Origin of the sequence: Sedimentibacter sp. B4 (assembly GCF_000309315.1) — a bacterium.
Classification (GTDB): domain Bacteria; phylum Bacillota; class Clostridia; order Tissierellales; family Sedimentibacteraceae; genus Sedimentibacter; species Sedimentibacter saalensis.
In genome coordinates this window covers 103,453-125,078 of sequence record NZ_CANG01000038.1, presented here as the reverse complement: position 1 = coordinate 125,078, position 21,626 = coordinate 103,453, and the positions used below count along the sequence as shown (strand labels likewise).

The window sequence follows — 21,626 nt, the reverse complement described above, 5'->3', positions numbered from 1 at the left end:
TAGTACAGGTTATTTATTTTATGGAGGAATTATTTAAATGAAAAAAATATTTAAGTCCTTTACCTTTTGGTTTGTAATATTAGCTGCATTGGAAATATACATGCACCAAGTAGGACAGGATTCAAAAAGTATTGTTTTGATTTACCTAAATCCAATATTAAGGACTATGTCTCGTTCTGATATAATAAGAGATTTTATGAATTCAGGGTTACAAGTATCTTCTGGAACAATCATTGAACATATTTCAATATATTGGTATATAGGTTCAATTGTAACATTTATTATTTATGGTTTAATTATAGATGTATTTAGATACCTTATAAGACATATGCCCAGTAGCACAAAATGAGCTTAAACAGAAACATAATTCAAATTTGCTGAAATTGATAAATAAATAGAGCCAGAGAGTAATCTCTGGCTTTTTATATACAGAAATAAATTTTAAAAAGGTATTGACCCTAACACCATGTCATAGTGTAATATAAAAAAAGAGCTTGAATATATCAATAAAACTCATAGCCGGCAGAGTGTTAAGCGGTATTGGCAGCTCAAAATAATATTTGGAGGTAAAACCATGAGAACAGTAAAACAAGTTTCGGATCTAACAGGAATAAGCGTACGTATGCTGCATTACTATGATGAAATAGGATTGTTAAAACCTAGTGCAGTTACAGAGTCAGGTTACAGACTTTATGACAATGAGGCACTAGTAACCCTGCAACAGATTTTGTTTTTTAAAGAACTTGATATACCGCTAAAAGAAGTGAAAAGAATCATGGATAGCCCAAAATTTAATAAGATGCAAGCTTTAGAAAAACAAAAAAATTACTTATAATTAAACGCAATAGATTGAACAACTTAGTAGAGCTTATAAACAAAACATTAAAAGGAGAAAACACAATGAGTTTTAAAGAATTTGATATGACAGAATATTTTAATAGACTTGAAGAATTAAAAAAGGGAAATGAGGATTATATAGAAAAAAATTGGGGTAGTATAGAAGCATATGATAAATTTATTGAAAACTCCAAAAGCAAGGAAACTGAGTTGGCTAAACTGGCTATAGAGCAATATGAAAGTATGGATAAATTTATTGAAGCTACTAAGAATAATTTTGAGGCTAATAAAGATAGCATTGAATATATGAGCACTATAAAAAAGAAAGATTTAGAGTATTATACTGATAAGGATAATAGATTATATGAAAAGATTACAGCTGATATGACTAAAGATCCCTCTTCACCCGAAATTCAGCAAATTGTTTTAGAAATTGTAAATCTTACTGATGAGAAATTTAAGTTTTTAAAAATAGACAAAAGGGATAAGGGAGAAAACTACTGGAGTTTTTTTGCTGATACACATTTAAAAGACCCTATGTCAATAAAAATAATGGATGAGAAATATGGCGAGGGAGCATGCATATTTATTGGAAAGGCATTTAAGTTTTATTCTGAAAAGAAATAGTAATTTTATTTTCACAACATTTCTTTATGTTAAGAATGTTAAAAATCTTGTTGATTTAAAATTTATTTTAATGGCTACTATTGACTATTATAGATAAAAAACTTTCAGATATTCCGTAAATAGGAATTGTGCAGTGGGCTTGAATAAATTGTAATTTATATATATAATTAATTTGGAAACATAGTGAATCCTAATTGAAAGGAATGAAAACACATGAATCAAGGACAAGAGATGTTTTATAATTTTTTTATGGAACGAGCAAAGGACGATAAAAAAGAAGAAGCACAAAGACTGTTAGCTGAAAGTTTTGCTCGACAAGATGCTGGTACATTCGATAAGGCATATCTTCAGGAAATAATGCCTCAATATTTTGAAGTCATAAAGACTGAAGCAGCTGAAGAACTTAAACAGGCTATGGAGCACTTCGCTTCAAGGTTATAAAAAAAGTGTAGAGCGGACGTATTGCTAAACAAATACGTCCGTTTTTATTTTTCTTAAAACTTACGGTTTCCTTTTACAATGACTGCTGAAGTGACGAACTAATATAAGACGACTATTAAAAATTATAAAATTAAATACAATTATGCAGGTTAATTATACGAATAATGTTATTCTGCTTCATGTGAATGATTATAATATTCCTGGATTTTTTTCGGTAATTTGTCTGGAAGCATGGCGAATATTTGATATTCAGTTCCATCTTTGATTGCTTGATCATAATACCAGCATTTATACTTAAGCATACTCAATACTTTTTCTAATTTATTAATCTCGGATTCGACAGCTTCTTTTTGTTTTGCAAACAGTTCTTTGCGCTGAGGATAGGTTTCACTGCCCATTTCGCTCCACTCCATAAATTTCTTGATGTCCTTTATTTCCAGGCCGGATTTTTTTAAACATTCAATGACACGAAGTGCTTCAATTTCTTTGTCGCTAAATTTTCGTATGCCGGATGAACGCTGTATGTTAGGGAACAGGCCCTCTTTATCATAATAACGCAATGTAGAAACTGGTAAGTCATACATTTCCGATACTTGTCCTATTGTGTACATAAGAATCTCCTTTAAAAAATATTTACAAAAAGTTAAAAAATATCTTGACCTAAAGTTAGGTTTAGATATCAGAACTATTTTATCACATTACAATTGGAATGTCAAAACAACTATAAAGAATATGTGGCTGCAGATTTAATTGTGGAGAAATCTAAAATGTGGTAAAATAATTTATCTATTATTATTAAAACTCTACGGAACGTTTATTGAATTATACTCTGTCTGCGATTATTCTTAGTAAAGGGAGGTGAATAACTTGGATTGTACCAATGTTGGAAAGCTGATATTTGATTTGCGTAAGGAAAACAAAATGACACAAAAGCAGCTTGCTGATGCTATGAACATCAGTGACAAGACTATCTCAAAATGGGAACGTGGTTTGGGATGTCCTGATGTATCCTTGTTAAGTGAACTCTCTCAGATACTAGGTGTAAATATTGAAAAATTATTATTAGGAGATTTAGAACCTAATGATGCAGACGGAGGAAATATGAAAAAAGTAAAATTTTACGTGTGTCCGAATTGCGGAAACATACTCACCGCCACAGGGGATCCGGAAGTTTCTTGTTGCGGACGGAAACTTGTTCCGCTCATTCCAAAGCCCACTGATGAATTTCACAAACTAACTGTGGAAGAAGTAGAAGATGATTATTATATTACTTTTTCGCATGAGATGAGCAAGACACATTATCTTAGTTTTGTGGCCTATGTCGCTTATGACAGAGTATTTTTAATTAAACTGTACCCTGAGCAAAGCGGCGAAGTGCGTTTTCCAAAGATGTACGGCGGAAATATTTATTTTTGCTGTAATCAACATGGATTGTGGGTGAATGGACAATGAACAAAGAAAATAACTTTCATCCCATTGACATACAGACTTGGCCTATGGCACAAGCGTTTCATTATTATACACAAATGGCTCCTACTACCTATACTGTCAATGTGACAATGGACGTCACGGTTCTTCGGAAAACATTGAAAAGTAAGGGATATAAATTTTTCCCTGCATACCTGTATTTAGTTACCAGAGCTATTAGCAAGCAACAAGAACTGCGCATAGCTGTTCATGATGGAATTCTGGGGTATTGGGATAATCTTACTCCTGCTTACCCTCAATTCCACAAGGATGATAAGACAACATCATTGCTTTGGACGGAATATGATGAGAATTTTGATGTGTTTTATAAACAGTATATTAAAGATACGGCACAGCATGGGGATAGCCACGGTATTTTATCATCAAAGGGTTTGCCGCGTCCTAATGCTTATATCGTATCATGTATTCCGTGGTTTACTTTCAACAGTTTTTCATTACACAATCATGGAATAAAGGATTATTATTTTCCAAGTTTTGAAGCAGGTGGTTTTACAGAAACGGAGGGAAAGATTTCAATGCCTCTTTCTGTTACAGTCCACCATGCAACAACAGATGGGTACCACTTAAAAGTGTTTTTTGAGGAATTGCAAAGGACGATGAATAATCCGGATGAGTGGCTGTAAAAATATGAGCCATAGGGGATCCATAGGGGACGGTAACCGTCCCCTATGACCGATGAATAAAATATCATGTACTCCATAGTCAACATATACAGAAATTTGTAAATAATATATTGTTAAATTAATATGATTTGATATAATAAAATTACAAAGATAAAAACACGTCCCGGTAGGTAGTCCGGGAGCAACAATTTGTTGTCAGTAACCTGCCTCCTTGGTTGTCCGTTCTTTGTTCATTAAATCTTAAAGGAGTGATTATATGGACAAAGTATCAGGAAGATTACAGGTGTTTTTCGAAGAACCATTTTGGGTTGGAATATTTGAACGAATTGATAACGATAAGTTATCTGTTTGCAAGGTTACATTTGGTGCAGAGCCCAAAGATTATGAAGTACAGGCGTTCATATTGGAAAATTACCATAAACTTCGTTTTAGTCCTTCTGTTGATTCTATTGTAGAAGAAAAGGAAAGGATAAATCCTAAACGTTTACAAAGAGAAGTCAAGAAACAGATCAAAAATGTAGGGATAGGATCAAAGTCTCAACAAGCTTTGAAACTACAACAAGAGCAAGGAAAATTGGAAAGAAAAGCTTATTCTCGCGAACAGCATGAAGCAAAGAAAGAATTCCAATATAAATTGAAACAACAGAAAAGAAGAGAAAAACACAAGGGCAGATAATTGTCCTTTATCTTTAGGAACGGTTAGGCTACACATTATTGAGGATAAGATGTTGGATAGTAAATCAGAAAAGCGTAAGGATGCAATGATTTTGCTTCATGAGATATATGGAGTTAACCAATTTGTACAGGAGCAATCTATAAAGTTTGTTGAAGATGGTTATGATGTTTTTTGTCCAAATATGATTGACAGAGATTCTTTTTCTTACGAAGAATCTATAGAAGCCTATGACTTTTTTATGAGCAATGTTGGATTTGATGCGTATAAAGAAATCAGCGATCTCGTCAATGAATTAAAAGACAAATATGACAATGTATTTATTATGGGCTTTAGTGCCGGAGCGACTATAGCGTGGAGATGCAGTGAAAATTCATTGTGCAGCGGGATTGTAGCCTGTTATGGTTCGCGTATCAGGGATTATGCCCATACAAACCCCAGCTGTCCGACGCTTTTAATATTTGCAAAGGAAGATTCTTTTGATGTACATGCATTGACTTGCCGGCTTCAAGATAAACAGCATTTAACTGTACTTGAGTTTGATGCTGGGCATGGTTTTTTAGATCCCCATTCTAAACATTACAATCACAAGCATTCAAAACATGCTGAAGAGGCAATTGTCTGCTTTATAAATGAATGTAAAAAATGAGTATTAAGCATGACCAATTAATTCTATTCTGTAAATAGAATTCAATATCGTGGAAGGGAGTGGTTGTATGATGTTGACAATTGTAATAGCTCCATGCAAAGTTAATTAGGATTTGTTTGCATGGAGTAAAATTTGTCCGATTAGCTTTGCACTTTTATATTATTTAAAATAAAAGGAGTAAAGTTAAATGAAAAATGAAAATATGTTAATGCTAGGATATTCAGAAGTTGATATTACACCATCTCACTCAGTGGAAATGGTTGGTTTTGGAAGGGAAGATGAGCGTTCCAGAGGAATTTTACACAATCTTTCAGCACAAATATCTGTATGGAAGATGAATGAAGAAATATGCTGTCTTGTAGCTTTAGATCACATTGGTTTTTGCAGTCAAAATGCTAATTTCTTGAGAAAAGAGATTGGTAAGCTGCTGGATGTTAGTGAAGAAAAGGTTATGTTTTGCTTTTCCCATACTCATTCCGGTCCAAATGAAAGTAAGGAACCAGAGTATTTTCAATTTGTTTGCCAACAGATTAAAAACGGCGTCTTACTAGCAGTACAGAAAATGATTCAAGTCAGTGCAGCATGGGGAAATGCCTATTCTGATATCGGCTTGAACCGACGCAGAGATTGTGAGCAACTAGACAGAAGGATTGGAGTATTAAAAGTTTGCGATGCAAATGACGGAAAGATAAAACTGTTGCTTTTACGTTTAACTGCCCACGGAAATGTTCTAAAAGCAGATAATTATCTGATTTCTTCAGATTATTTCGGCATGGTCAGGAATTTGCTGCAGACTGAATATGGATGCTCGGTGATGACCACGCAAGGGGCATCAGGAAATGTTGCTCCTAAATACTTCAAATCCATGATAAATCCGCCTGATGCCTGTGACGATCGTTTTATTCGTTCAGATACTGCACTTATGGATATGGCAGAAGAAATTGCAGACAGTATACGCAGGATGCTTGACAGCGTCTGTCCACAGCCTGTAAACCAACTTGCAATGTTTTCAAAATCAATCACTCTTTGTTCAGATGTTCCTTCTTATAATGATGCCTTGGACATAGCAGATGATGCCAAAAAGTATTGCGGCATAGATGGAACATCATGGCTTGCTGAGGTGGAAAGACTAAAAAATGCAGGAATTCAGGAACAAAGCGATTCGACGGAGGTTCAATATTTTGTAATAGGGAACGGGTGTCTTTGCGGAGTTGCAAATGAGGTGATGTGTGAATTTGCCCTGCGTATTTCAGAATATCTTCACGATGATTACTTTTACTTCGGGGGGTATACAAATGGCTGTAAGGGTTATTTCCCTATAGAAGAAGAATTCGACAAAGGTGGTTACGAAGTTTATTGGTCAATGCTCATCTACTATATATATCATGGCAGGGTTTTTCCATTTCGTCGTAATTCAGCGTCTGAGCTTATTCGTTTTGTAGTAGAAAATTTGGAAAACCGTATAACCTGTCAAACCCCGGAAAATAAAAACTAAAGGCATGAAAGATTTAGAATAATTTAATAAACTGTAACCAACTGAATATGCCAATAAAAGTTGTTTGCTCTAAATGGAGTAAGCAACTTTTTTATATTATAAATCTTGGTATAGTCTAACCACTTGTACAGATTTTTGATCGCTTGTTCATAACACCTTGAAAATTGCATGATAAAATGTAGATTATGTATATTAATGTGGATAGGTTAAAAAAATCATTCCTCATCGCTGAAAGTTTATATTGTTTTTGTAAAATAATGTAAAATAGTGTATAATAGAATAAAATTCATATTAGAAGTTATAGTTAAGTAGTAGGGAGGTGCTTTATGCCAATTAAAATTGTAATATGCGATGACATGGCAGAGGACATTGAGCTGTTGTCAGCTGCTCTTTATATTTACGACAATTCTTTTGAAATCGCTACTTATACAAAAGGAGAAACGCTGATAGATGAATTATTGGATTCCAAACAATTCGTGGACATCCTTTTTCTGGACATTTATATGCCGGGAATCAACGGAATAAAGACAGCACAGAAAATATGCAGGGAAAGAAAGGATATAAAAATCATTTTCGTTTCATCGAGCAAGGAGCATTATTCTCAGGCGTATGAGGTGTTTGCTTTCAACTATATTCTAAAGCCGTTTGATAGGGAAAAGTTGTACAGCGTACTGGATCGTGCAATCGAAGAAATCAGAAGGGAACACAGCTATAAGATACGTTTCAGCTACAAATCAACTATGTACAGTGTAGACTTCCGCTATATTCTTTTTATAGAAAGCAGGGACAAACTTATACTGTACCATCTGTCAGATGGAAGCACATTGCAGTGCTACGGCAAGCTGGACAACCTTACAAAAGAATTGCCGGAAAATTTCTTCATCCGCTGTCACCAGAGCTTTATTGTAAATACTTCTTATATCACAGAAATGGGTGAAGCTCACTTTCGTGTAGGACAGGTTGTTATCAGCATCTCTAAAAAGTATCTGAAGAATGCAAAAAATCAATATTATGCGTACTTATTTTCTCATATGGGCAAAGGACAATAATAATGAAGGAATCGAAGCACTCAAAAACATATCTGATTTTAGGGTTTATATTAGTGATTTTGTTTACACATCTGCCAGTTGTTTATACTCTGTTTTATCATAGCCTGACCGGTGCTCCCACAGCAGTAGACGGAAACATTGATGTAAATCATATTTCTCCTGCTCAGGCAATTATTCTGGACGGAAAGTGGGAGTTTTATTGGGAACGAATGATTGTCACTGAACTGCATTATGATGACAAGCCTGATTTTCTAATAAATGTACCGGATTATTGGTCTAAGTACAAAATAGATGGAAATTGGCTGCCGGCAAGCGGGTTCGCAAGCTATCGAATAATACTGCAAGGGGTTGAATATACGCAACCTGTTACTGTCTACATCCCAGATTTCGGCAGTGCATATAGGATATTTATCGATGGCGAGCTGACTGCAGAAAGTGACATATTCACCGCTCCTCATGCAAAACTTTACCCTGTAACCCTGTCAGCGGAAAAAGAGCATGAGGTGGTGATTGAAGCATCGAGCACGAAGTTTTCCGGATTGTACATGGCACCTGTTTTAAAGGATTACGAACGTGCCATACAAGATAACAGTAATAGGGCAAGTATTCGGTTTATTTTGTTCGGAACCGTGCTGTTTTCATTGTTGGCCATAATCGTACTACATATTATGTCATTTCAAAGAAATACACGTTCTAACTGGCTTCCAGCAATGGGTTTTTTTGTGCTTCTGCGCATTATGCTGACTACGGAGTTTTACAGCTTTTGGCAGAGCAAAGTGTTTTTTAATCTCTCTTATGAATCTACTAACGAGTTGATGTTTTTTGTCACCTTTGCATTTAAATTGCTGTTGATTTTTTTGGTGCAGGAGCAGTTTGGAGTTTCCTATTCCCATAATGAAAAGTATGGTTTTCTAATTTATTATTCAGCCATATACTTTGCTTTTCTTTTCATTCCCAAAGGGATATACAATCGGCATCTTACAATTCTGCTGCCTGTATCCAGCTTTGCTTTGGAGATATATTCATTTTTCAAAATTTACTTGAGCCGAGATCAACTGAAAAAGTACAGCATGCTGACTTTCTGGGGTATCATACTCGCTATTTCCGGACTGATCATTGACTCTTATTATATCAACGGCAATATTTACATCAACATGTCACTGGCATTGCTGATTTTGCTTTCGGCATACCTTATGATTGTAATCTTGGCCAGCGCCTTGCACAACTCAGACGTGTACAACGATTTAGCAGTATCATCCTCCATGCTTGCACAGGCAAAGAATCAGATTGTCATACAGAAGCAATATTACGATAACTTAAGTGAGCAGATGAATGAAATACGCGGTATCAAGCACGACCTCCGCCATTTTATCAGCGTGACCAAGAGACTTTCTGATGAGGGACAATATGATAAATTAAAACAATTTTTAAATGAATATGCTGAAACAACCGAAACGGACCAGCTTCCTATATTTTGTGAAAATATCGTTGCAAATTCTATTTTGGGATATTACTACTTAAAGGCAAAAAAAGATGGCATTGTATTTCACTGTGCCTGCAGCATCCAAAAAAAACTTTCTATGAGTGATACCAGTCTTTGCGTCGTTCTGGGCAATGCATTGGAAAATGCAATTGAAGCATGCGGAAATCTGGACAATTCGAAAACACGTTTCATATCTATGGAAGCAAGAACAATAAACGGTCAAATGCTTATGAAAATAGAAAATTCCTATAACGGCTGCTTGAAAGTAAAAGACGGCAGCTATATATCAACCAAAAATGGAGAATTCCACGGAATTGGTATGAAGAACATAAAAAACGTTATGGAAAACTGCGGAGGATTCGTCAAAACGAATCACGACGGGAAAGTTTTTACCCTGATGGCCGCATTCCCCAATCCCTGTGATATAGAGGAAGATTAGACTTACATAAAAATACGCTGCTACGCTTAGCAGGGTATTTTTATGCCAATTTCGGCGAAAAAAAGGTCAATTTCGCCATCTCCGTGCTGCCATCAATTTTTATGCTATAGTTAGATAGGGTGGTTGAAATGGTTTACTATCTTTATCCGCAAACAAATCAGACACGGCTTTTCACTGAAAAATGGAGTAAGAGCAAAATTCCATACCTGAATGCAAAACAAATGAGGGAGATGTATCCGGGTAGCGACTTTGTAATTATAGGAGAAGTCAGGAATTTCACGCATCCTATTGGTTCTTATGATGCACTTCGTACAAACACCGGAAAAGAGGTTCCCATATTTCCTAGAGGAAGCTATAAAAAACCGTTTGAATGGATTGCCGGATATGCCCAAGTGGGCGAAAACAAATATATTGCAGTGGTAAGGAGCATAATCCCTTACTGCCTAAAATGGAGGAGGAATGTATGAAAAAGATTATAAGCATCATCTTGGTGGTCATGATGGTTTTGCAAATGGCAACTCCGGCATTTGCTTTGACTTCAGATACCATAAACAACACTGTGCAGGAAAACCATACAATTTTGGAAAAACTCAAGAATTTGTATGGAGAAGGCTTAACAGAAGATGATATTGTTAATGAGCTTTCAAATATGGGATTGTTAGATGAAGAAGGCAATCTCAATGTCAGTGAAAGCATCATGGTTGACGGTACCCCCATGACCTTAGAACAGGTAAAACAATTGCTTTATGAAGCAGATTCTGATTTAAGCAGAGTTATAAGCGTGGATGGCACAGAACTCACATTGTCAGACTTGAAAGTAATGATTGAAATCGAAGAAGAGTTGGCCAGAATTAAAAAGGAATATTTTACTGGTGCTGTGCCCCTGACTGAGGAACATGTATCATCATTGGAAAGGTTTCTACTACAAGTACAGGACGAAGGTATCATGCTTCAAGCAAGCAGCTTGGGGGCAGAACCATACATAGATATAAATCACAATGCAAGGATAAAAGCTTCTTTAAGCTCTACAGGCTTAAGCAGTATTTCAAGTGCTTATTTTCCTGTTACCATAACATTTGAACTGTTGGATGAAAATTCTCAGCCTTTAACTCTTGACTATGATGTTTCCTTTAAAGTAAGAACCCTTGATGGTTCTGCTAAGGATGGATTAAATTACTCAGGAATAAATGAAGCTGTTACTATACCTGCGGGAACTTCTGTGGTTACCAGGGAAATAAAAATATTCAACACAACAAATGACCCATCAACTTCCGATAAAAGGTGGAATGGAGATAAGTTTTTGTCAGTTCAGGTGTATGATCCTGTAAATATTTTATTTGAAGGAAATACAAACTGCAAAGATATGACTATATTTGTTCGTAAACTCTATAACTGGGAATATGTTAATGATAATACCGGTATATTTGACCGACCGTTTGACCTTGCAACATATACCATACCGGCGCATTACAATGCTTACAGAACTAATGTAAATCGCACATTAGAGGATATTGGCTGGAGTGATGACAATACAAACGCTTCATTTGAGTACTTATTAAACAGTATCAGACTTAATACGACGGGCAGCACTGAGTATTTATTAAATTTCACCCCACAGGTTTTAAACAGCAGAAGTGAAGTGTGTGCAACTACCTCTCCTTCGAGCATCAGGGTCTTATCTTCTAATTCGATAAATCCCATCGGTTCGGTTATCAGAGTTAATACCAGTGAGTGGCCGGAATATTTTGTTTTTTCAAATCCTACATTTAACATCCCTTATCCTTCCGGTCAATCAATAACGTATTCTATACCTCAGGTCCGGGTCTCTATAATCGATAAAAAGGCTCCTACGGTTAAATCAATTACAGCCAATGCCGGAGATTATTATTCAGGGCAAAAGATACCTGTGGTTGTTGAATTTTCTGAGCCTGTAAATGCTTCAAATGTTGAGATTAACATTGACGGAAATAGAATTAGCTCTTTGGAGTATAACAGTTTAAATATCAGCATAACAACTTTTTCAAAATATGCAACTTTCCTATATACAGTGCCGAATCTTCCTAACAACAGTTTGTATGTGGATTCAGTCAATTATATAGCCGACATGAAAAACAATTATACTGCAACATGGCCATCAAGCGGCAACAAAACCATTGTTGAAGGCGTAACCATGCGAAGCGACCCGCTGCTGGCTTTTAAAGACATAGTGCTGACGAACGAGCCTGTTGACAAGCAATATTCGCCTGCAGATACAATTGAAGTTAAATTAAATGTAGATACTAACTTGTCACAATGGCTAGATAATGATTATGTTGGAGAGCAATTAAATTCAGTATTTATCAAAGCAAATAACATTACATATCCTCTTGTAATGGGAGGAGAGGGCTTATTGGAAGGTTCCTATTACACAGCGTACATTCCTGACAAAGCTTATGCAGGTATTGCTTCGAACAATATAAAGATAGAGCTTTACACGAATGGAACATTCGTTGCAGCAACTGAAACTGTGCCTGCACATTTTACCGGAGGAAATCCCGTAATAGGCAAGTCAATTACAGCAACTGTTGCTCCTGTAGTATTAATTAGCGAATTAGTGTTAGATACAAGCAGCTATCCTGAAAACAACAGGATTTATTTGACATCTGAAACATCAGCTCAGCTAAAAGCAAGTATAAATCCTCTAAATGCAACGTTCAAGGATTTTACCTGGGAAAGCAGCAATGACAGCGTTGCGACCATAGATGCATTAACAGGCGTAATTACGGCTGTAAGTCCGGGAGTTGTAAAATTCAGAGCACTTGCCCTTAATGGAGGATTTTCTGAACCTATTACTGCAGAAACCCCTGAATTTACAGTAGCAGACGGGGGACCTCCGGCTATTGTATTTCCTTTAGGCAACAATGCTTTTTACACCAGAAAAAATGAACAGGTAAATATATTATGGAGTCAAAATCTTATCAATCGAACAGAAGGCGTCTCTGCAGAATTTACAGTTGAAATATTTGATGACTATTACCTGACTAATGAATCCGTTGCAGCAGACAAGCTTATATATAGTTCAACAGCAACTGATACAAACAGGCTAATGATTCCTGCCAATATGCTTTCAAAGATTTCAATCGATTCATCTCCTGCATATACAGTGAGGGTAAGCGCTGTAAATCCGGATAACACTGCTGAAATATTGAGTGCAATTGGATACATAATTGTATATCCTCAGCCTGCAAAGGCGAAACTGTCACCTCTTGACAGCTACTATATAACTGACGAAGCAGCAAGCCTTGATATAGACTGGATGCTTTCTGAGTTTATGGGAGGAAACTTTGAATTTAAGGTTATTAAAAACGGAACAGAAATATATACTGACAGCACAAGCACTAATAGTACCGGAAGCTACAAATTGAATATTTCTCCTGTAGCAGATGGAACTTTAAAAGATATTTATACTGTGACAATAAAGGCGAAAAACACCCAGGACAGCGGATGGTCCACTGATTCCTTCATTCTTCATGTCTATGATAAGGATTCATTGAAAATCATGTCAGACAATAAGGATGTTCAGTCTGTAACTATGGATAATAACTCTTATATTTCAGATTTATACCAAAATTCAGGCAGCGAAGGCATACTTGCATTAAACAGGGATATAAGCCTTAAAAAATTTATAGGTATTAATTACAGCGAATATCCCTGGGGGAATATTACAGATCATATTAAGTGGAAGTCAGACGATTCAAACGTTGCATCTGTTAATTACAAACAGGGAACTGTGTATGAAAATATAGAAAAATTTGATTATACAAGCTACAGACCTTCAACGGAATTCATGCTTGCCGGAAAACAAGACGGAACTGCAATAATTACTGCAACTCATGCCGCAACGGGAATGCAGGATACTCTTAAAGTTAATGTAACTACATTGAAGAATAAGTTGTATATATTCAATTTCTATCCTAAGCAGGAAACAGAGCTCGATTACATAAACGGAAACGGAGCAGCTGTAAAGCTCAAGACAAACAATGAAGGTCAAATAGCCATCTATGAAGAATCAGGCATTAACAGCAACATCTCCTTAAGATCAGGCAATGAATTCAATCTTTATCTGGGAACATTGTACCTTGATAAGCTCATATCTTCCGAAGGAGATCCAGGAAAATATGATCTGTACCCTGTTAATATATTTGAGCTAAGACCTGCCGCAAAGGTTGAATTGTTTTTTAAAGATTCCCAAGGCAACCCATATTCAGGCAATGTAACATACAGGGGTGCAGTTTATAAAAACGGGGAAATTTGTTCGGAAACAATGGAAAAATCCGGAAAAAATCTGACTATCGGAGCTGATGGCAGATTCACGTTGAACTTCGACTCAACTAAGTTCTGGACTGAAAATAACAGTGAAAAGCTATTCGCTTCTGATAAGCTGGAATTCATCTATGAGGTTATATTTAACGACAATTATTATCCTCAGCTCATAAAGGTGAACGGGAATATAAGTATTGCGGATACTGTTAAATTTGGTGAAAGTGTAGTTAATTTAAAAGAAGTTTCCGAAAATGACGAAAACAAGCCATTTGTTGTTTCTCAGGAAATCAACTACAATCTGCCGGGCGGACGCTTGATTGATGTAACAAACTATAAGGGCCTGGTTGGTCCAAGTAATCTTTATCCTTCACCGGATTTAGAAACAACAGTGGCATGGTGGGGACATGAGAAGAAAGACGGTTACGACATAAAGATTGTGGATGAATACGGAAAAAGCATAGAAGGTCAAAAAAATAAGACTTATTTATATCCCTTTGCATCTTTAGCATATACTAAAAATATAACCACTATGAGCAAGGATTCATTGAACCTTAATATAGGCGAAACAAAAGATGTTTTCCTGAATCTCAGTGACCAAGTAAATTTACTGAAAACTCTTGAGTGCAAATTTTCACTGACTAACATGTATGGAGCACCTTCAGCTGATGATGAATCAAAAGGAGTAAAAAAGGCAGTCGAGGATTTAGATAAATCAGGAGACCTGGAATTTGACGGTTCCATGGTAAATAATGGTGACAGCGTTATAGGTTTAGCCTTGGATCTGATGTCCGGATCAACACTTGGCGGACCATTTATGAACCTGAAAATAATTGCAACAGAAGACCCTACCATATTCAAAGGTCTCATAACAATGCAGCAGAAAATGGGAAGCACTGACGACAGCGATGTAACTGTTGAAGTCGGAGGAGTAGAAAGCAGTCTTAATTATGTTCCTGATGCCGCTCAAGTGATGGATCTAATGTTTAAAAGCTCCGATGACCTTGACAAGGATATAGCCCAAAATGTGGAAAAGGCAGTAATAGGCGGCATAGATTACGGTGTGAACTTTAAAGGATATTTTGAGGTAGAAGTTCGTTATGACTTCATAGCAGGAAAGTGGATAATGGTAGTTGTAGGAGGAGGCTTTGACCTTGACGCATTATTCGGTGCTTCCTTCCAAATGAACACCATGGTCGGGCCGGTTCCGGTAACTGCCGAATTCGGAATAGGCGCTATAGAAAACCTTGAATTCCGTGCTGTTAAGCCATACGGCAATGTTCCTGCAAATGTCAATGCGGCTGATGTCAATGACTTCTTTACAGCACTTAGAATCAAAATGTATCTAAGCGCATTTGGAGGCTTCGGTTTTGATTATTCTGTAGTGGCAGTTAAGATAGGTATATTTGGCAAAATAAATCTGGATTACGACCTTGAGTTTGTTAACAGATCATATTTAAGCCCTCCGCCTTACGGCTACGGACAGCTGTATGGGATAGAGCTTGGATTAAGCGGTCAGGTAGGAATTAAGTTTGTAGCTAAATTTTTGTTTATTTCATATGAGGCGGTTTTAGCATCCTATGAATACACCCAAAATTTCTGGACCGAAGGAAATCCTGAATTAATTGAAGAATGGAAAGACAAACAAACTGCAGAAATACTTGGATTTAAAATGACCAATCAAATGAGATTGTATGGACTGACCACAAGTATCAGGACCGTTAAAGAGGGCTTAACTCTTGAAGACAGAGATTATCTGGAATTGTACGACAGAAGCTGGGGAAGTTCATCCCTAAGAAGAGCGCTCAGCATGACCAGCGTAACGGATATTCAATCTAATTCATATCCTTATGCAAATCCTGTAACCACAAGAGACGGATATATCATGGCCTACATGTCTGACAATGGTTCAACCGATTTAAATGAAACAAGAGCAAGCTGGGCAATCAAGGGAGCATCGGGATATGAAGACAGAGGAGCTTTGCCGCAGCCATTGCCTGAGGATGTATATGCAGACGGCAATATAAAAATTGACGGAACAGAAGATTTTGCAGCAGCAGCCTGGGAAAAACAAGGTGTAAAAATAGTCAGCGATGGTTCAGCTTCAAATGAAGATATAAAAGCAATGATTAGTTCTTCAGAAATCATGGCAAGCATCTATGACGGAAGCAGCTGGCATACCACAGCTTTAACTGACAACATGGTATCTGATATGTCCCCTGTTGTTGCAGCAAACGGAGGAAGAGCAGTTGTAGCATGGAGAAGTCTGGCAGGCAGCAGCTCAACAGTCAGTGGGCTATCCTATGATGATGTCAATGATTCCATAATGTACAAGGTATATGAAAACGGCAGGTGGAGTGATGAAGTCTACACTCTCTACAATAATTCATCAGGCAATGTCAAGGGCCTTTCAGCTGCAATGCTGGATGATGGAACAACAGCAGTTACATATACATTGGAGTATGGAACCGATAACATAAATCCTGCTTATGGATTTGAAACAGTTTGTGCTCTAATAGGAAGCGACAACAAAGTAATAACAGACATCCGTCTGACCAATGATGATTCTTCAGACCAAAATCCTCAGGTTATAACAGTTGATTTTGGAGCAGAAGGTGAAAAGTTTGTTATAGGATGGTACAGTGTTACACAGCAAGGAGTTTCTGACATAAAACTTGCGGCAATTGACAATTCAGGAAGCATATACAACGGTTTTATTGACTCCATAAGCAGCATAAACGTAAATTCAGCGGTAAACATCACAGATACTTTCAGATTTGTAAAAGGAGAAAACTTAAGTCTTGATGATTTGTCAATCATTTGGGTTGAGCCTACCTTGGAATACAATGATGAATTAAACGACAGTGCAGAAAATGATTGCATAAAGGCAGTAAAATTCATGACAAGCTCAAGCGGCAGGATTTATCTTACTGCAGCTCTTGATGTTGCAACAATGGACTATTATACGCTTATAGACCATTTGGATGCATATTCCAATTATGATAACTCAGTTAATGCGGTAATGCTTTGCAGTTCATATAACGGTCAGCTTGAAGATCAGGGAAACGGAATATATACCGTAGACTCCATAAGCTCCATGAAATATGCATCGGCAATGTATGAAAACAACATAGAGGTTGATGACATATACATCAATTATAAAGAAATAAAAAATAACTTCAGTCTTCCTTTAAAATTTACAGCAACAAATATGGGTATATCGCCGGTTGACTCAATAAACATATCATTAAAGCCTGACAATACAGTTAAGACATTCGATAATTTAAATCTGCTGCCTAATGAAAGCACCGTCTTGACAGTTGACTATGATGTTCCGGATGAAACTACAGGTATTCATGATTTAAATTACACCTTGACAGCAAGTTTTTCTGACGGTGATTTAAAGGAAAAATCAGGGTTGTTGAATTTGGATATTCCAGACACTGGAATTGCAAAGGTTGAACTTGTAAGTGACCAGCAGGGCAGACGAGTAGTTCAGCTTACATTGAACAACTTAAGCGACATAAACCTTGAAAACAGCAGTAATCGAAAAATTTATACTGGTTTGTACACATCTCCTGAATTCTTAGACGAATCAATAGTGGGAGTTGAAGAAATAACAGGAAGTGATTTAGAGCTTTTAGATGAGGGAGCGCTCACCAAGCGATTCACCTACACTGTTCCTTATGGAGGCATTCCAAGCGGCGGGGTTAGACTGTACGCTAAAGTTTGGGTGGAAGAAGACGTTGCGGGCAAGTATGAAGAGATTATAGAATACAATCCTGCCAACAACTATAAATCAATACTGATTCCAAATCCAATGGAAGCTAACAATGGAAATCAGTTCCTGGTAACAATAGAGCAGGAAAATGATGCTGTTAATTCTAAAGCACGAATAAAAGTAAAAAATTTGGCAATGACTCAATCCGTAAACGGAAATGTAGTAGCGTATCTGATGGACGTTAAGGGCAATATAATCGAAACTAAGTATCTTGCTGTGAAAGATGATGAGCTTTTAGAATTATGCGGAGAAGAAAGCATAACAAAAGACATAGTATTTACTAAGCTGGGTACAAGAGTAGTTGCCGAATACTTCACTGCGGATCCTAACAATATGGTTCCTGCAATGGCAAGTATCAAGTTAAACGGAATTGCAATGAATTTTGACAGCTCAGTCACTGATTATTCATTAAATGCAGTCAACCTGGACAATACAGTAGTTATTGCAATTGCTAAAAACGGCAATCACACGGTTGAAATAAGAAATGCAATGGATAACAGGCTGCTAGCCACAGGCACAGGAACAGCAACATACCAGCCTAAGCTTGCTCTGAACAATACATTAAATCTGAAGGTTATGGCTGTCAATAAAGAATTGGGAACAGTTTCTGATGCTTATAGCATTAATGTTACAAATTCTCAAAAGAGCAGCAACGTAATTTTAACCACACCTGAGAGAAATTACAGCTCAGCCAAAATTACGGTAACCGCTGAAAATCTGGTTGATTTCATACCTGTTAAATGGCAGTTTATGAAGGATGGAGTATGGTCAGAAGAGTTTGCATGGAATAATGGAAACACAAACGAGTTCACTATAAACCAAACCGGCACATATAATGTTATGGCAAGGCTGTTTGATGCAAACGGATATTACATGGATTCAAACAACACATCAATAATTATTTTGAAAAGGTCCTCAAATGCTGATGATATAGTCATACCGGCAGAGCCTGGAATCGTAACAGGTACTTTTAATGATGTATCTGATGGTGACTGGTATTATGAGGCAATAGAGTTTCTGGCAGGTAAAGGTATTATCAATGGTGTGGGTAATGGAATGTTTGCACCTGAAGATAACATTAAACGAGCAGACTTTCTCATTATGGTGATGAATGCATACGGACTGACAATTGATGATGATACAAGCGACAATTTTGATGACGCCGGAGATAAATACTATTCAAGATATTTGAGAACAGCAAGACGTATGGGACTTGTATCAGGTGTTGGAAACAACATGTTTGCTCCTGAGAATCTCATAACAAGACAGGATATGACTGTGATTTTATATCGTATACTTCTTACGCTTGGCAAGCTTCCGGAAAGCATGGAAGGAAAAAGTATTAGCGACTTCGTGGATACAAATGATATTGCTGATTATGCTTTAGATGCCATGAGTCAATTTGTTGAAGGAAGTACCATATCAGGCTATGAGAACAGACTTTATCCGTCAGGACTCACAACCAGGGCTCAGGCCGCTCAAATACTTTACAATCTTCTAAAATAGAAAATTAATCTAAATCCAACAAGTTAAAAGTCTGCACTATAAATGGTGTGGACTTTTAGCTTGCTCAATTGGTTTTTTAAGTAATTTAATATTTGATTTTGATGAAGATGCATCGAAATAAGGAATTGAATTATGCTATATATGAACTGATTATGAACTTTGAATGCTAATCTTTGACTTAAAAATAAATAACATAAGAATAAAAATAACAGTTGCAATATACAACAGTTGTATGTTATCATGATTCTGAGGTGATGAAATGGCAAATCAAGGAAGTGAAGTCTTGCGTGAGTTAATTCGAATTCTCGTCAGAGATTTAGGCGTTCTGGAAAAAAACGATGCCTCATGCTGTGAGGTTAGCCTGGCGCAGTGCCATGCCATTGTTGAAATCGGACGAAAAGGAAAAATTTCATTAGTTGACCTGGCAAGCATGTTGGGTCTGGATAAAAGTACAATGAGCCGAACTATCAATAATCTAGTTGAATCGAACCTGGTTATCCGAGATGTAGATATGGAAAACAGGCGTTATGTAATTATTCAATTAACTGAAAAAGGCAGCAGTGTATTCAGAAATATTGAAGAAAGCATGGATGAATATTATAAATGCATCTTCAATTCAATTCCGGAAAACAAAAGGAGCCAGGTGATTGAGAGTTTACAACTTCTTAAAGAAGCTGTTGAAAGTAATAATTGTTGATAAGTGATTCCGATTTAAAGAAATTTAACAGGGGGTAAGTATTATGGAAAAAAGTATTAAGGATGAAATTAAAACATATTATGGTGGTATTGCAAAAAAGGTAAGCGAAAATGCAAAAGCATCCTGTGGATGTAAAACATCATGCTGTGGCGATATAGCAAAAGAATCTTTTTTGTATTCTGAAGATTTTACAGCAGGGATACCTGTTGAAGCAATTAATGCATCTTTAGGGTGTGCCAATCCACTTGTACTTGCAAATTTGCATCCGGGTGAGACTGTTCTTGACTTAGGCAGCGGCGGAGGTATCGATGTCCTGATCTCATCAAAATATGTAGGTGAAACAGGGAAAGTCTATGGCCTTGATATGACTGATGAAATGCTGGAATTGGCAAATCTGAACAAGAAAAAAAGCGGTGCAAAAAATGTTGAATTCATCAAAGGATATATAGAGGATATTCCACTTCAGGATGAAACAGTTGATGTTGTTACTTCAAATTGCGTGATTAATTTGAGCGAAAGCAAGGAAGATGCCTTGGGAGAGGCATACCGTGTGCTGAAAAAGGGCGGCAGGCTTGCTATAGCGGATATAGTTCAATTGAAAGATGTTCCGGATGAAGTAAGGCAAAATGTTCAGATGTGGGTAGGTTGTATTTCAGGTGCGTTAACTGTGGATGAATACGAAAAGATTCTGAAAAAGGTTGGTTTCAAAGAGATTGAGATTAACCCTGTAAATATATATACTAAGGATGTTATCAAAGATATTGCGGTATCTAAAAACCTAGGCAAAGATTACTCTAAAATTGATGAAGAAGCATTAGATGGAGCCTTTGCAGGTGCACATGTTAAAGCATATAAATAGGGGGAAAATATGGATTATAAAGTTGAAGCGATGAAAGAATCTGACTGGTCACAGGTTGCAAAAATTTATACAGAAGGAATTGTGACCAAAATAGCTACGTTTCAAAATGAGGCGCCGAGCTGGGAAGAATGGGATAAAGGACATTATGAATCCTGTCGTCTGGTAGCCAGAACTGGTGATATCATCTTGGGTTGGGCAGCTTTATCACCTGTATCTAGTCGGTGTGTTTATGCTGGAGTTGCAGAATTAAGCATCTATATCCATAATCAGTATAGAGGTCAAAAAGTTGGTACAGCGCTTCTGGAAAAATTAATTGAACTCTCAGAAGAAAACGGATTTTGGACCCTGCAATCGGGAATTATTAAAGAGAATACATCCAGCTTGAATCTACATAGGAAATGTGGTTTCAGAGAAATAGGCTATAGAGAAAGACTCGGTAAAATGGATAATGGAAAATGGCATGATGTAGTATTAGTCGAACGAAGAAGCAAGGTCGTCGGCTAATATATAAAGCAAGAACAGGAGGTGTATTAACATGTTAATCTTCACACTAGGCATGCTTTTAATTTTTATCATTGTATTGATGCCAGGCGATGATAATTCGGATTTTGAAGAATATTGCCGGAATGAATGCTGGAGCAGAAGGAACCCCTGTTGTTATCGGTAAATTGAGTATTATA

At 36.7% G+C, this 21,626-nt stretch carries 17 protein-coding genes; 16 read left to right on the top strand and 1 reads right to left on the bottom strand.

Annotated elements, in window-relative coordinates; translation table 11 throughout:
• Window positions 1–37 precede the first annotated feature (37 nt).
• The 4 genes from BN358_RS07790 to BN358_RS07780 all read left to right on the top strand — a co-directional run bounded on the left by BN358_RS07790 (window position 38) and on the right by BN358_RS07780 (window position 1,905).
• The gene (locus BN358_RS07790) at window positions 38–349 is read left to right on the top strand and encodes a hypothetical protein (RefSeq protein WP_019228666.1); all 312 of its coding nucleotides are present in this window, start codon (window positions 38–40) and stop codon (window positions 347–349) included.
• 225 nt (window positions 350–574) lie between these two features.
• Window positions 575–835, top strand: a complete 261-nt coding sequence (locus tag BN358_RS27470) for a MerR family transcriptional regulator (RefSeq protein WP_051010994.1) — start codon at window positions 575–577, stop codon at window positions 833–835.
• 65 nt (window positions 836–900) lie between these two features.
• Window positions 901–1,464, top strand: coding sequence for a TipAS antibiotic-recognition domain-containing protein (locus BN358_RS27465; protein WP_051010992.1), 564 nt, complete (start codon window positions 901–903; stop codon window positions 1,462–1,464).
• A gap of 231 nt (window positions 1,465–1,695) precedes the next feature.
• Window positions 1,696–1,905, top strand: coding sequence for a hypothetical protein (locus BN358_RS07780; protein WP_232233055.1), 210 nt, complete (start codon window positions 1,696–1,698; stop codon window positions 1,903–1,905).
• A 167-nt stretch (window positions 1,906–2,072) separates the two neighbouring features.
• Here the strand turns inward: BN358_RS07780 and BN358_RS07775 are convergent, their stop codons facing one another.
• Entirely contained in the window at window positions 2,073–2,516 is a 444-nt protein-coding gene (locus BN358_RS07775; protein ID WP_019228664.1) for a MerR family transcriptional regulator, read from the bottom strand.
• A 256-nt stretch (window positions 2,517–2,772) separates the two neighbouring features.
• On the opposite strand from BN358_RS07775, the gene BN358_RS07770 reads away from it, so the two are divergent.
• The 12 genes from BN358_RS07770 (at window position 2,773) to BN358_RS07715 (ending at window position 21,450) form a co-directional block, all read left to right on the top strand.
• Window positions 2,773–3,357 carry a helix-turn-helix domain-containing protein gene (locus BN358_RS07770; RefSeq protein WP_019228663.1) on the top strand — a complete coding sequence of 195 codons (585 nt, stop codon included), beginning with the start codon at window positions 2,773–2,775 and terminating at the stop codon, window positions 3,355–3,357.
• Window positions 3,354–4,016: a CatA-like O-acetyltransferase gene (locus BN358_RS07765; protein ID WP_019228662.1), complete on the top strand. Its 663-nt coding sequence runs from the start codon at window positions 3,354–3,356 to the stop codon at window positions 4,014–4,016. The genes BN358_RS07770 and BN358_RS07765 overlap by 4 nt, the downstream gene beginning before the upstream one ends.
• Window positions 4,017–4,272: 256 nt before the next feature.
• Window positions 4,273–4,692 carry a YjdF family protein gene (locus tag BN358_RS07760; protein ID WP_019228661.1) on the top strand — a complete coding sequence of 140 codons (420 nt, stop codon included), beginning with the start codon at window positions 4,273–4,275 and terminating at the stop codon, window positions 4,690–4,692.
• Between the two features lie 49 nt (window positions 4,693–4,741).
• A complete protein-coding gene (locus BN358_RS07755; RefSeq protein ID WP_019228660.1) occupies window positions 4,742–5,338 on the top strand; it encodes a dienelactone hydrolase family protein in 597 nt (198 codons plus the stop codon).
• A 187-nt stretch (window positions 5,339–5,525) separates the two neighbouring features.
• The gene (locus BN358_RS07750; protein WP_019228659.1) at window positions 5,526–6,833 is read left to right on the top strand and encodes a hypothetical protein; all 1,308 of its coding nucleotides are present in this window, start codon (window positions 5,526–5,528) and stop codon (window positions 6,831–6,833) included.
• A gap of 326 nt (window positions 6,834–7,159) precedes the next feature.
• The gene (locus BN358_RS07745; RefSeq protein WP_019228658.1) at window positions 7,160–7,882 is read left to right on the top strand and encodes a LytTR family DNA-binding domain-containing protein; all 723 of its coding nucleotides are present in this window, start codon (window positions 7,160–7,162) and stop codon (window positions 7,880–7,882) included.
• Between the two features lie 2 nt (window positions 7,883–7,884).
• Window positions 7,885–9,804 (top strand): sensor histidine kinase, encoded by a 1,920-nt coding sequence (locus BN358_RS07740; protein ID WP_019228657.1) that lies wholly within the window; start codon window positions 7,885–7,887, stop codon window positions 9,802–9,804.
• Window positions 9,805–9,932: 128 nt separating this feature from the next.
• Window positions 9,933–10,271, top strand: coding sequence for a hypothetical protein (locus BN358_RS07735; RefSeq protein WP_019228656.1), 339 nt, complete (start codon window positions 9,933–9,935; stop codon window positions 10,269–10,271).
• Window positions 10,268–19,390, top strand: coding sequence for an S-layer homology domain-containing protein (locus tag BN358_RS07730; protein ID WP_019228655.1), 9,123 nt, complete (start codon window positions 10,268–10,270; stop codon window positions 19,388–19,390). Before BN358_RS07735 ends, BN358_RS07730 begins: the two co-directional genes overlap by 4 nt.
• A 259-nt stretch (window positions 19,391–19,649) precedes the next feature.
• The gene (locus BN358_RS07725; protein WP_019228654.1) at window positions 19,650–20,087 is read left to right on the top strand and encodes a MarR family winged helix-turn-helix transcriptional regulator; all 438 of its coding nucleotides are present in this window, start codon (window positions 19,650–19,652) and stop codon (window positions 20,085–20,087) included.
• A gap of 43 nt (window positions 20,088–20,130) precedes the next feature.
• Entirely contained in the window at window positions 20,131–20,946 is an 816-nt protein-coding gene (gene arsM, locus BN358_RS07720; protein WP_019228653.1) for an arsenite methyltransferase, read from the top strand.
• Window positions 20,947–20,955: 9 nt separating this feature from the next.
• Window positions 20,956–21,450, top strand: a complete 495-nt coding sequence (locus tag BN358_RS07715; protein ID WP_019228652.1) for a GNAT family N-acetyltransferase — start codon at window positions 20,956–20,958, stop codon at window positions 21,448–21,450.
• Window positions 21,451–21,626: the final 176 nt, after the last annotated feature.